The 12,941-nt window shown below is 46.9% G+C and carries 8 protein-coding genes and 3 pseudogenes; 4 read left to right on the top strand and 7 right to left on the bottom strand.

The genetic code is table 11. The annotated features are described in order from the left end of the window. Window positions 1–130: 130 nt before the first annotated feature. The 3 genes from recD2 to AAW31_RS12540 all read right to left on the bottom strand — a co-directional run bounded on the left by recD2 (window position 131) and on the right by AAW31_RS12540 (window position 5,869). Window positions 131–2,353, bottom strand: coding sequence for an SF1B family DNA helicase RecD2 (gene recD2 / locus AAW31_RS12530; RefSeq protein ID WP_200899629.1), 2,223 nt, complete (start codon window positions 2,351–2,353; stop codon window positions 131–133). Then, the gene (locus tag AAW31_RS12535; RefSeq protein ID WP_046851758.1) at window positions 2,346–3,017 is read right to left on the bottom strand and encodes an SOS response-associated peptidase; all 672 of its coding nucleotides are present in this window, start codon (window positions 3,015–3,017) and stop codon (window positions 2,346–2,348) included. Before AAW31_RS12535 ends, recD2 begins: the two co-directional genes overlap by 8 nt. Before the next feature lie 359 nt (window positions 3,018–3,376). Then, complete coding sequence (locus AAW31_RS12540) at window positions 3,377–5,869, bottom strand: DNA/RNA non-specific endonuclease (protein WP_052752239.1); 2,493 nt, start codon at window positions 5,867–5,869, stop codon at window positions 3,377–3,379. Window positions 5,870–6,173: 304 nt separating this feature from the next. On the opposite strand from AAW31_RS12540, the gene AAW31_RS20830 reads away from it, so the two are divergent. The 4 genes from AAW31_RS20830 to AAW31_RS12560 all read left to right on the top strand — a co-directional run bounded on the left by AAW31_RS20830 (window position 6,174) and on the right by AAW31_RS12560 (window position 10,406). Next, window positions 6,174–6,377 (top strand): hypothetical protein, encoded by a 204-nt coding sequence (locus AAW31_RS20830; RefSeq protein ID WP_144412955.1) that lies wholly within the window; start codon window positions 6,174–6,176, stop codon window positions 6,375–6,377. A gap of 345 nt (window positions 6,378–6,722) precedes the next feature. Continuing rightward, the gene (locus tag AAW31_RS12550) at window positions 6,723–8,099 is read left to right on the top strand and encodes a M16 family metallopeptidase (protein WP_187426918.1); all 1,377 of its coding nucleotides are present in this window, start codon (window positions 6,723–6,725) and stop codon (window positions 8,097–8,099) included. Then, window positions 8,089–9,405: a M16 family metallopeptidase gene (locus AAW31_RS12555; RefSeq protein ID WP_046850482.1), complete on the top strand. Its 1,317-nt coding sequence runs from the start codon at window positions 8,089–8,091 to the stop codon at window positions 9,403–9,405. Before AAW31_RS12550 ends, AAW31_RS12555 begins: the two co-directional genes overlap by 11 nt. A 368-nt stretch (window positions 9,406–9,773) precedes the next feature. Then, window positions 9,774–10,406 (top strand): Spy/CpxP family protein refolding chaperone, encoded by a 633-nt coding sequence (locus AAW31_RS12560; protein ID WP_046850483.1) that lies wholly within the window; start codon window positions 9,774–9,776, stop codon window positions 10,404–10,406. Between the two features lie 280 nt (window positions 10,407–10,686). Here the strand turns inward: AAW31_RS12560 and AAW31_RS20835 are convergent, their stop codons facing one another. The 4 genes and pseudogenes from AAW31_RS20835 to AAW31_RS12570 all read right to left on the bottom strand — a co-directional run bounded on the left by AAW31_RS20835 (window position 10,687) and on the right by AAW31_RS12570 (window position 12,833). After that, window positions 10,687–11,016, bottom strand: coding sequence for a hypothetical protein (locus AAW31_RS20835; protein ID WP_144412956.1), 330 nt, complete (start codon window positions 11,014–11,016; stop codon window positions 10,687–10,689). A gap of 201 nt (window positions 11,017–11,217) precedes the next feature. Continuing rightward, a pseudogene (locus AAW31_RS23915) lies at window positions 11,218–11,333 on the bottom strand (IS982 family transposase); the annotation flags it as partial. Window positions 11,334–11,389: 56 nt separating this feature from the next. Next, a pseudogene (locus AAW31_RS22255) lies at window positions 11,390–11,587 on the bottom strand (hypothetical protein); the annotation flags it as partial. Between the two features lie 224 nt (window positions 11,588–11,811). Beyond that, window positions 11,812–12,833 (bottom strand): annotated as a pseudogene (locus AAW31_RS12570) (IS110 family RNA-guided transposase). Window positions 12,834–12,941 lie beyond the last annotated feature (108 nt).

The following is a 12,941-nucleotide window of genomic DNA, read 5'->3' on the forward strand; positions in this document are numbered from 1 at the left end:
GTATTCGCAAAGCTGGCTGCGGCTCTGTTTTTTTGGAATTTTTACGAGTTGGCTCTTAATTCGCATATAAATAATACGGCAAGGTAAAGTTGATAAAGCTAGTTTTAATTTAGAAATAGAATAACACTCCTCAACTATTGAGCCGAGAAATTAAATTGGTTACTCTGCGTTGTGATCGCTGATTCTTAACCGCCATGGCTAGCGCTTTGGGTTGCGCAATCATCACAACCAATTGCTTGCCACGCGTAACACCTGTATAGAGTAGATTTCGCTCCAACAGCATATAATGCTGCATCGCCAGAGGTATAACCACCGCAGGATATTCGGAGCCTTGCGCCTTATGGATGCTGATGGCGTAAGCCAACGAGATTTCATCGAGCTCATTAAAATCGTAATCCACGATGCGCTCATCAAATTGAATCTGCAACAAGCTCTCTTCGATATCGACCGAAAGGACGATTCCAATATCCCCGTTAAATACTTCCTTATCATAGTTATTGATCTGCTGAATGACCTTATCGCCTGGCGCATAAATTGAACCGTAACGCATAACCTTAGGTTCACTTGATCCATTCAGTCGCTGCTGCAGCTCAATATTGAGTGAACGCGCACCCAACCCTCCTCGATTCATTGGTGCTAACACTTGTATATCATGAACCGGGTGCAGATTAAACCTCTGCGGTATCCGTTCGAGCACCACCTGTATTAATTTGCTAAAAATCTCCTCTGGCGTCTCAGCATAGACGCAGTAAAAATCACTCAAACCCTGAGCATGAGTGGTTATAGGTAACAGCCCCTGGTTGATCCGATGTGAATTTGTAATGATTTTTGAAGTGCTCGCTTGCCGGAAAATCTCGGTCAACCTGACGGTAGCAATTTTCCCCGAGTCAATGATGTCTGCCAATACTGCACCCGGCCCCACGGATGGCAGTTGATCCACATCACCCACAATCAATAGTGCTGCCTTTGAAGGCATTGCTTTTAGCAATTGATTCATCAATGTTACATCCATCATGGATGATTCATCGATTACCAGACAATCCAATTCCAGTGGGAATTCTTCATTATGTTTGAAGGCAAAGATGGCTGGATCAAACTCCAACAGGCGATGAACAGTTTTGGCTTCCAATCCCGTGGATTCAGACAGGCGTTTGGCCGCTCTGCCAGTAGGCGCACACAGGGCGATTTGGATCTGTTTGGCTTTCAAAATTTTCAGGATACTATTAACCAACGTGGTCTTGCCCACGCCTGGTCCACCTGTGATGACCGCCACTTTATGCCGTAACATTAATTCGATAGCGGCACGCTGGGAAGCTGACAAAATAAGCCCCGTCTTCTCTTCAACCCAGGGGATAGCCTTGTGCGCATCAATGGTTCCCCACGGAGGCTGGCCTTGATTGAGACGTAGCAGGTGATTGGCGCATCCTACTTCCGCTCTATAAAGCGGCGTCAGAAAAATACTTTCTTGTTGATTAATGGTTTCAGCTGTTAGATTGCCTGCAACGAGCTCGGCAGTGATTCCCTCCTCGATAACCGGTGCAGGTATGTCCAGCAGCTTCACCGCCATGTCGCGTAAAGTATCGCGCGCAGCAGCACAATGGCCTTCATTTGACCATTCTTGCAATACATGACGGACACCAGCTTGTGAGCGCATCAATGAATTTGGCGCAATGCCCAGTTTCTGTGCCAGTGTATCGGCTATTTTGAACCCGATACCGTGAATATCCAACGCCAATCGATAGGGATCTTCTCTTACTTTTTCGATAGCCTGTTCACCATAGGTTTTGTAGATACGCACAGAGCGCGATGTGCCGACACCATGCGATTGCAAGAACACCATGATTTCACGAATGACTTTTTGTTCAGCCCAGGCACCGGTAACGCGCTCTAACCGCTTCCGACCAATGCCGGGCAATGTCATTAGCCGATCAGGTGTACATTCAATCACATCAAACACGTCTACACCAAACGCTTTCACTAATTTTCTGGCAAAATGAGGGCCAATTCCTTTGATCATGCCGGAACCCAGATACTTCTCAATCCCTTCTAAAGTAGTAGGCGGAACAATCTTGATAGAGACAGATTTAAACTGTTGCCCGTGTTGCCGATCATTGACCCAGAAACCTAGACAATCGATATATTCGCCTGGCGTGACAGAAGCGGCTGAACCAATGACGGTGACGAGCTCTCTCTGACCTTTGACTTTAACTCGCAAAACACAGAAACCGGATGATTCACTGTGAAAAGTCACTCTTTCTACTGATCCCTGCAGTTTTTCTTGAGGATGATCTGTGTCATGCGGTAAATAAGATGAAGCTTTCATCGATAGCTGCCCATTTAGAAATTCATTCATTTACCGGCTGAATTAACTGTTCTCCTTGATTACTTATCCGTCCTACTGCAGGTGACACTGCCCATAACTGCATGTGTTCCGGAGCAAGTGGTTTCATAAGAATAGACATTAAAATATCATCAGGTAGCTGTGAAGGAGTCAGCCAGGTATCCCAAGCTTGGGGAGGAAGTATTACAGGCATGCGATCATGGATGGTACGCATCAATTCGTTACTATTAGTAGTGATGATGGTACAGCTATTGATAATTACCTTATCTACTGTCGCGGTTTCCCATAATCCTGCGAAGGAGAGCGGACCGTCTTTGGAAGAAATATAGAACGGCTTTTTACTTTTGCTATCTGATGATTGTTTCCACTCGTAGAAACCAGAAGCTGGAATAAGACAGCGCTGCCGACGAAAGGCGTGTTTGAACGTTGGCTTTGTTGCCAGCGATTCGGCACGTGCATTGAGCAGCAAGGGCAGCTTCTTGGTGTCCTTGGACCAAGGAGGGATCAGCCCCCAATGCATCATCAATCCTTCACGACCAGTGACGCTGTCACGAATAACGACAATATCGGTCGAAGGCGCGATGTTATAGCGCGGCTCGATCTCTGGCATCGTCAGCGCATGATACCATTTGATCAGGTTGGCACGTGGATAAGCAAGAGCAAAACGTCCGCACATATTGTCAGTCGTCAAATGAGAGTTTTTTTACATTGTCAGCCTCATCATTTATTAAAGACACCTCATAGCAACCATCGTTCCCTTTGTACTTATACCATTTTCAAATCAAAAATGACGCGAATGTGATCCACAGGCAGTATAAATAATACGGCAAGGTAAAGCCGACAAAGTCAGTTTTGATTTAGAAATGAATAAGTAGTTTATGACCCAGGGTCGGCTGTACCTTTTCACGCGGAAGATGCTGGTATCGCCCGAGATAGAATGTCTAGTAAAAGAACAACAATATTAACTTCTCCATTCAGTTAAGAATATATTCAGTATTTGAAAGAGTATCCTGTTTTTAATTCTCCAGGTTTAGATTATTGCCAGCATTGATCTAAAGCACAAACAAAACCAATTGGGTGATGGGTAAAATGAAGCACTGACATTCGCGCACCGCCATGTGCGTATGCACGGTCTCTGGTAATCCATTCACCGCGTAGCCTCAGCATTGATCCGTTTTGCACTCCTGGAACAGGTCTTGGAAGACCAAGCCGGTCACCAAAACGGATTGAAAGAAAAACTTCCTCCTGATTGGCAATTACCCTCTGAATATCATCATTTACATCTACATCTACATCTATGTCACCTTCGATCGACTGGGTTACTGTCAGCATTATATGCTGATGACGATCTCCACCATTATTATCGATACCGAGGTACTGCGCTACTAAAGCTTCGATTTCAACGATATCTCGTTCGCGACGTTTGCGCATTTGCTTACGACGTGCTTCCAATCCAAGCAAAGCGTTTTCCTGTTGTGCTTCAATACCCTGAGCTCTGGTATAGGCAGTAAGGAATGCCTCGAAACTGTCAAATTGTCCGAAACCAGCCTTGGGTATGCTTGACCTGCGCGGATGTTGAATATCAACAAGACCTCGCAGCGGTCGATCAGTCGTTTCTCCTTTAATTACGTCTGCTGCAAGAACATTAGTACCGAATGAAATGCCTGTGCGTTGTTCGAGGCGAGCAATCGATACTTGGAAATTATTGAAATTACCGACTGGTAGCCGCTCGAAAGGGATATTATGAGCATATTGTTCTTGACTGACAACATACGCGCTAGAGTAGAGCTTGCCTGAGCCATCTACCACGACAACGACTTTCCAGAAGGCTTGTGGGATCTTGACGCCACGGTGAATCTCATCATTATCTTGAAACAAAGGGCCGGTAAAAACGGTGGCACGCAAGTCATCTTGATCAGTATTGGTGAGAATGAAGTTTTCGAGCCCTTGCCAAAGAGATTGTCGTTGGTTGAATTCCCAGTATTGTGGGGTACAGTTTGTCCAATGGAAAGTATCTTCATTTGCGCGCGTCAAAATCGCTACATCACCCCAAACAGGGTCGAGACGCCGCACCAAATGGCCGCGATCAAAATAGTTACCCCCCGATTCATTGCTATATAGTTCATCACCTACCTGAAGATCTTCTGGCAGGCGCGGGTCATAGAACCATGTATCACTTCCTCGATTAAGGCTAACCGATTTCGTTCCATCGATATTCACTGCTGTGAAAAAAGCAAGCCGCCGGTCTGCATTGAAAACAATTGAGAAATGCTCATAGCGTAACTCCCCATCAGTACTACCTTCGATTGGCGCAACTTGGCCGAAACGTAATGCCCGTTCGGTAAGCGTTGGCAAGGAAACTTCTATTCCCAGAAAATTTCGATCATAGCCAGCTCTCCCGGCATAATAACTGATCGGATGAGTACGACGACGTGCACGACGCTCGGCTTCGGCAAACTCAGTAGAGATGACCGTCGGAGCAGGACTCACAATGCTAATTCTCTCGCTGCGGCCAGATAGAGGACGAATTCCATCGATGTCATCCAGAAACGCTTTTACCAGGAGCGAAGGTGCTGCTGCGATCTTTTGCTGTTCTCGGATATGGTTAACGATAGAACTGACTCGAATACCCTCATTCGCCTCCCAGCGTAGTAAATCTTCTGGTAAATTGCTCGCTGTCTCTTCTGATACCCATTCTCCCGTTGTCCGCTGATATTCGGTTGCGCCATTATTTATCCTAGTGACTGGCACCCCGCTATGATGCACCGCGACGACTTGCCAATTATCATTGAATGTTGGTGCACCTGATGATCCGGGTGCAGTGTCTGAGGCATACCAAAGAAAGTCCTTGCGAAACCCGGCCTGACCATCACCAATCTGGATTACTTTGTTCTCCCGAATCGCAATGAACTTTTCATCACCATTGGGATGCTGTATCACAGTAATGAATTCACCTTCCTGCACTTTATGAATGCCGGGTTCCAGTCGCAGAAATCCAAATTTATCGATAGTTGCCATCCCATCGATAGATTCCTCCATAACGGCAACCAACGTAAAATCAAGACTATCTTTTGGTACAGTGATAAAAGTATTGTCTGGATCAAGGCGGAAACGGCGGCTCGTTTTGAATTGACCATTTGCCTCCCGCTCATAACCAAATTCAATTACAGCACAACGCGCTTCTTCTATGGAACTAATGACATGATTATTGGTAATCATCAATCTTGGAGTAATCAGGAAACCAGTACCCCAGTTGCCGCTACCGCCGAAATCTTCAGGAACATCAACTCGTCCGACTGCCGCAGAGGCTAGTTGACCTCGAGTGAGGTAATTGATGGGCAAAAGATCATTGCGACCGATCGAACGTTCAAAGTCGCGGCCCGTAAATCCACCCCCACTTCGCGCAAGATGCGTCAGCCGCGCACCGAGAACAGCATCACTTGGTCGCGAAACAGGACGAGCCTTTAATGATCTGATCAGATCAACAAATTCTTGATTATACTTTTTCTTAATATCAAAGTAAGCCATGGCAATTTCCTCCTGTATTAATAAAAAAGTTTTATACGATTACGTCGTTGTGAACAGTAAATTATGGTTTATAAATACTCCGCGCAGTAAGAGCAAAAGCGATATTAAAATCGCGTGCTAGACCAATTGGCTCTACTAGAATACCCCCATCGTACTTATGCTTATATCTGAGTCCGCATGAGACTTGCTTCAAGGACACCGCCATTTTCATTTATTCGAGCAAGTCGAGAAATTCTGAAACGAATTTCAAGGGGGCCTATGACTTTGAGCTTCATCTAGTGATTTTTGCACGTGAGCCCGTAAGGTGAAGCCACTTGGCTATTGCGTCGGCGTCGAGGAAAGCCTGATAGAGACGCTCCGGATTTGTCTGGAACACGCGGTAAAGCTGGCTGTTACCTGTCGGCATGATCGTGTCTCCTTTCAGGTTACGGCTAAAGAGAGCTGGGCTTTCATGCTAGCATTGATTACTGATGGATGCCATCATGTTATAGTCTGCGAAGGCGGGTAAACTTCTAGTGGGCATCATTTTGCTGGCAAGCTTTAGCAAATGCATGCTGACTGTTGATCTGGTATTCTTTCCTCTTATTAGAATAGACAGAGCAGAAATAACAGAGTCAGTCTCATAAGAACATTTGACAATAACTGTGTCCATTATTCCATTTCTAAATCAAAACCAACTTTGTCGGCTTCACCTTGCCGTATGATTGATACTGTCTGCAGCTCGCCTTCGCGTCAGTTTTGATCTGGAAATAGAATTAGAAAGCAGGCAGTGCTGTTTCGGGTTTTGCTGGTTAGGAAAAGATACGGATTGTCCCTTGAGCAGCAAGCGTTTAGTGTCGATTTGGAGAAAGCGATGAAGATCTCAGTAAAAATCTCTGGGCTAATGTTGGGATTACCGTTGCTGGCCATAGCGGGTCAGTTTGAAGTAAGCGAATTCAAGTTGGACAACGGCCTCAAGGTGCTGGTAAAAGAAGATCACCGCGCGCCCGTGGTGGTGTCACAAGTCTGGTACAGAATTGGTTCCAGCTATGAACACGATGGTATTACCGGCATTTCTCACATGCTGGAACACATGATGTTCAAGGGCACGGAACACCATCCGGCCGGCGAATTCTCTCGTATCATCGCAGCCAATGGTGGAAGCGAAAACGCCTTTACTGGCGAAGATTTCACAGCATATTTTCAGAGCCTCGAAAAATCACGGCTGGAGGTAAGCTTTAAGCTGGAAGCAGACCGCATGCGTTATCTCAAATTGGATGAGGTTGAGTTCGCTAAGGAGCGAGAGGTGGTGCTGGAAGAGCGCCGCTTGCGCACAGAGGACCAGCCTCGTGACAAAACTATGGAGCTGTTCATGGCTTTGGCATTCAGTAATGGCCCCTATAAAAATCCGGTTATAGGCTGGCCGGAGGACATTAAGGAATATACTCTGAGCGATCTGCAAAAATGGTATCGACAGTGGTATGCTCCCAATAACGCCACTGTGGTAGTAGTAGGCGATGTACAGCCAGAGGCTGTGCATGATTTGGCACAAAAGTATTTCGGTGTGCTGGCGCCCAGCCGTTTGCCGAAGCTGAAGTCTCGCACCGAGTTGGACCAGACTGGCTTGCGCCGCATGATTGTAAAGCGGCCAGCCAAGCTGCCGTTTCTCGTAATGGGATATAAAGTGCCGGTGTTAAAGGGTACTGTCAAGGAATGGGAGCCTTACGCCTTGGAAGTGCTTACTGGCATCCTCGACGGTGGCAACGGCGCACGCCTGCCATCCCGCCTGGTACGCGGCAAGGAAATCGCTGCTGAAGCCAATGTCGGTTATAACTTGTATTCGCGACTGCCAACACTGCTCACGATAGAAGCAGTTCCGGCACAAGGTCATGACACAGCGACTCTGGAACAGGCCTTACGTGAGGAAATACGTCAATTGCTGGAAAAGCCGGTAACGTCAGAAGAATTAGCACAAGTCAAGGCACAGGTGGTAGCGCACAAGGTTTACGAACAGGACTCCGGTTTTTATCAAGCGATGGAGTTGGGTATGTTGGAAACTGTCGGCCTAAGCTGGTCCAAGGCCGAGGAGTACGTGGACAAAATCAAGGCCGTCACCCCCGAACAAGTACAAGCTGTAGCGCGCAAATATTTAGTGGAGGATCGATTGAGTATTGCTTATCTAGATCCCCTACTTATTACCGATGGCACGACGACTGCCGAAACGCTGCTGGAGGACACGCATGCACGCTAAATTCTTAAGCGCATTCATTGCCCTGCTGACTCTACTCAGCCCTTGCATGACCCAAGCCACTCCGAATATCCAGCACTGGACGACAGCCCAAGGCACACGGGTGTATTTCGTGCGCACCGAAGGACTGCCAATGGTCGACTTGCACGTGGTATTCGCAGCGGGTAGCGTTTATGACGGCACACAACACGGTGTAGCATCACTGACTTCAGCGTTGTTGGATAGCGGCGCGGGTAAATGGAACGCTGACGACATCGCCCAGCGTTTGGAAAGCGTGGGAGCAGTTATGGAAACTTCAGTCTCAAAGGATACCGGTTCCCTTTATCTGCGCAGCCTGACCGACCCGGACAAGCTGAATGTGGCCGTGGGAACTCTGCACGCGATATTGACCAAGCCTCTTTTTACTGCCGAAGATTTCGAGCGCCAAAAAAGACAGGCACTTCTGAGCCTTCAGGAAAAAGAGGAGTCACCAGGCAATCTAGCCGAGGTAATTTACACCAAAGCTATCTACGGCGACCATCCCTACGGTCACCCGACTGACGGTGAAATTGGCACCGTTACCCAACTAACTCGTAATGATCTGGTCAAGTTTTACCAACGTTATTACGTGGCTGCAAATGCAATGGTGGCCATAGTGGGCGATTTGGCTCGTGCTGATGCGGAAACCCTAGTCGAGCGATTACTGGCTGGACTGCCGCAAGGCGCACCAGCAGAAATTCTGCCAACTGTAGCGGAACCACTTGCTGCTACTACGGTAAAACAATTCTTCCCTTCAACTCAGACCCATGTACTAATAGGCGAGCCGGTGCTGGTTTACAATGATCCCGATTACTTCCCTCTTTATGTAGGAAATCACATACTTGGCGGCAGTGGTTTGGTTGCACGCATTACCCAGGAAGTGAGGGAAAAACGTGGCCTTTCCTATAGCGCCAGCAGTTATTTTTCCCCACGGGCCGACAAGGGACCATTCACCATGCGCTTGCAAACGCGTAACGAACAAACCGACAAAGCGCTGAAAGTCATAATGGAAACGGCCAACAAATTCATCGCCGACGGCCCTACCGACAAAGAGTTGGAAGCGGCCAAACAGAACCTCGTCGGCGGCTTTGTCCTTCGCATCGATAACAATCGGAAAATTGCTGAATATGTGGCGACTATTGGCTTTTACGGCTTGCCGCTGGATTATCTTCATACCTTCACTGCCAAGGTGCAGTCCGTCACTGTGGCCGATATCGTCAAGTCATTCAAGACCCGAGTTGATCCGGCCCGCTTCCAGACAGTATTGGTGGGTGGAGCGGTTGGGAAGTGATGGGTGACACTTTAATCTGCCTGTTGCTTACACTCGAAATGACATAAAGGGGAGCCGCAGACAGTATCAATACTACGGCAAGGTGAAGCTGACAAAGCCAGTTTTGATCTAGAAATAGAATAATGGCTGATATTGAAAAAGTTACTTTGCGAAAACAATACAAAAAGTAAACGATGTCTAGATTGGATTGCAGAAAATATGCTAAGGTTTAAAAGTGGTGTTATCAGCTAATTCAGATTTTACTAGCGACGGTTTATCATGGGAGTTGTCATAACAGTGCAGCGCCATGAGGTAGTGATTTTCTGAAATACACAAACACTACTTTTAAATGGTTGTTATATCCAATCAAATTTTTAGGAGAAATTGCCATGATCAGCAAAAAATCCATCATTTCTATCGCTATTGGTTCTGTGTTTGCCACTACATTAAGTACTGCCACTATCTCAATGGCGAGCGACGATTCGGCCATCATTCAATTTGGAGATAAAAGTTTCATGCTTGCCCAGTCTCATCAGCATGGGCAAGAGAAAGGTAGCGCACAAGGTGGAGATGGCAAGTATGGTGAAGGTCAGCGGGGCGAGTGTAGTAAATACAGGCATGGTCAGGATAAAGAAAGTGGCGGTATGATGAAAGGTGGGCATGATTATGCTCATATGATCATCTCTCATGCTGATGCATTGAAGCTAACCGATGAGCAGTTGGGAAAAATTACCCGCCTGCATCTAAAAAACGAACAAGAACACGGGCAGCTCAAGCAGAAACTACGTAAAAATATGAAAGCGCTTAAAAAGGAAAGCATGAAACTTGACACAAGTGATACCGAAGTGCGTAACCTTGGCAAACAACTTACAGCTGCTTTCAATGAAATGATTGAATTTCACATTAAAGAGCGTCAAGCAATCCAGGCCATTTTATCAGACGATCAAAAAAATCAGCTTAAGACCATGAAAATGGAGCACAATCCACATAGCGATCAGCATGGTCGGCATGGGGATCACTAAATCTATTCATAGCTTTTAACTGTTACAGTGTAAAGCTTACATATAAACAAACTGTAGCTTCATGAGCAAAATGAAAAATTGGTAGTCATATTTGCTCCTTTGCGTGTTGATTATGTTGATATAAGAAATGGAGAGCAGCGCGAATGAACGCACTGCTCTCCCATGTGTCGACCTGTTCATAGCTTTTAACTGTTACAGTGTAAAGCTTACATATAAACAAACTGTAGCTTCATGAGCAAAATGAAAAATTGGTAGTCATATTTGCTCCTTTGCGTGTTGATTATGTTGATATAAGAAATGGAGAGCAGCGCGAATGAACGCACTGCTCTCCCATGTGTCGACCTGTTCCTCTCCCTACTCCATATGTGCATGGCCATCCGCAGGAACCTGGAGCGAGTTTATATTGCTGGAAAAAAAAGTCGTAGGAAGCTGGGAAAGAAAAAGAGATGAGCAGGAACAGTCGTGAGCGCTCTCCATGAACTCTTCTGGTCTGAAGTAAGTTCGCCATCAACCCGGCCTGCGCCTTGACGGCATCGGCCGACACCTCATTCGGAATGTTCCAGGTGAGTCCTTCGTGGACTGCGTCAAGCAAGAAGTTTCGGTATGGCATGGTGGTTCCTTTTTTAGTTGCTTTGGTTGAAATAAAGGACACCACCCGCAAGAGCAAGTGATGTTGCGAATGAAAATAGATCGAGCTTCCAGCTCGGAGCCGCCAGACCCCTCACTCCCATCCAGCGAGTAGTAGTGCTTACGAGGCGGCACAATTAGATCAATAAAGAAGTTAAATAACGTGAGTTCGGCATAAGAATCATTACATCACGATTGGAAGAGCTTGAGGGAGTCTGATATTAAGCGAGGGTTTCTTCTCGCGAAAGGTGTAAGTCACCACCCCGGCTATCTCAGATTAACAAAGAAGTTAAATTGGGATTAAGATCAGGAGAATAAGCGGGTAAATATTCAAGGGTGTGCCCAGCGTTTTGTATGGCATCGCGCATATCCTGCCTCTGATGGAAGGTGGCATTGTCCATCACAACGACGGCATGTGACGGCAATTCAGGCAACAGTTCCTGCCTCGCCCATCCGTGAAACATACATGGACGCCCACTTTTTGCCAAGCCTTCAACTGATGATTTTGAGCAGGTAAAGATTGCAGCCATACCTCCGGACTTTGTATGAGGCATATTGCCTCTGTCCCTGATGGAATTCGCTGAGTAGCGCCTTATCACATCAGCGTGCTCGATGCACTGTGTTTCAGTTAGGTTTAGCCACTCACGGTCTGACCAGTCTCGCCATCATGTCATGATTGCCTGTGCAATCGGTGGTCATCTTTCTCCTTAAACTCGTTTTTATTGCAACATGACCAATACGCTTTTATTCAACCCTTACCATCAATGAGCTGCCTCAGTTATTGCCATAGTGTGATCGGGGTGAAATGTCGCTTTTTTGGTGAGAATGCCCAGATGACGCGAGCATTCTTGTTTGCCAGGGCAACAGCAGCAATGTTTTTATTGCGCCGTGTTATCAGCTTGCATAGCCAGCTTCCGGGCTCGGCCTTTTTCTCGGAAATGCGGATGACTGCTCTTGCTCCGTGGATCAACAGGGTGCGAAGATAAGTATCGCCGCGTTTGCTGATACCGAGCAATAACTGTTTGCCGCCGCTTGCATGCTGCTTGGGCACCAACCCTGGCCATGCTGCTAATTGTCTGCTGCCCTTAAACTCCGTCGCATTTCCTACGGTTGCCACCATGGCGCTCGCTGTAATCGGGCCAACCCCCGGAATGGCTTCAATCTTCGAGGCTGGCCTCACTTTCCTTGTGCCAAAGCTTGATTTGCCACTCTAATTCGTTCACCTGGCGGTCCAGTTCCCTCAGGTGATCATTCAGTCTTTCCAGCAATCGGCGCATTATTTCAGGCAAACCATTTTCAGCATCTTCCAGAATGCCAGGTATACGTTTGCTAATCGATTGGATGCCCTGAGGAATCACGATACCAAACTCAGAGAGTAGACCGCGTATCTGATTTGCCTGTGCGGCCCTGGCCTTGACAAAACCCTGTCTGGCTCGATGCACTGACAGCATGGCTTGTTGCTCAACATTCCTGATCGGGACAAAGCGCATATCAGGTCGAGTGACTGCTTCGCAAATTGCTTCCGCATTAGCCCTATCATGCTTGTTGGTCTTGACATAAGGTTCCACAAACTGGGGTGACATAAGTTTGACGGTGTGCCCAAATTCAGCCAGCTTCCTTGCCCAATAGTGTGAGCTACCACAAGCTTCCATGCCTATCAAACAGGGCTCTGGATTGACGAAATACTTCGCCATTTCACTGCGACGCAATTGCTTCGAACACGGCCTTGCCATGCTCATCTACACCGTGAATCTGAAATACTTCTTTTGCTGAATCAATTCCTATTGTTGTAATCTTCATGTCAGACGCTCCTATCTGGTTGAGTGATTACTGCACCACTACTTTGGCACCTTGATGCCGTTTTGGGTAATGGGCGTCCATTACATCAGCGCTGGTATTGACTGCAAA

This window comes from Nitrosomonas communis (assembly GCF_001007935.1).
Lineage (GTDB): Bacteria > Pseudomonadota > Gammaproteobacteria > Burkholderiales > Nitrosomonadaceae > Nitrosomonas > Nitrosomonas communis.

What these genes read in the sequence shown, in the direction of transcription:
- AAW31_RS12560 (WP_046850483.1), top strand. Translation starts at nt 9,774, where the DNA reads ATGATCAGCAAAAAATCCATCATTTCTATCGCTATTGGTTCTGTGTTT.
- AAW31_RS12540 (WP_052752239.1), bottom strand. Translation starts at nt 5,869, where the DNA reads ATGGCTTACTTTGATATTAAGAAAAAGTATAATCAAGAATTTGTTGAT.
- AAW31_RS12550 (WP_187426918.1), top strand. Translation starts at nt 6,723, where the DNA reads ATGAAGATCTCAGTAAAAATCTCTGGGCTAATGTTGGGATTACCGTTG.
- AAW31_RS12535 (WP_046851758.1), bottom strand. Translation starts at nt 3,017, where the DNA reads ATGTGCGGACGTTTTGCTCTTGCTTATCCACGTGCCAACCTGATCAAA.
- AAW31_RS12555 (WP_046850482.1), top strand. Translation starts at nt 8,089, where the DNA reads ATGCACGCTAAATTCTTAAGCGCATTCATTGCCCTGCTGACTCTACTC.
- recD2 (WP_200899629.1), bottom strand. Translation starts at nt 2,353, where the DNA reads ATGAATGAATTTCTAAATGGGCAGCTATCGATGAAAGCTTCATCTTAT.
- AAW31_RS20835 (WP_144412956.1), bottom strand. Translation starts at nt 11,016, where the DNA reads ATGCCATACCGAAACTTCTTGCTTGACGCAGTCCACGAAGGACTCACC.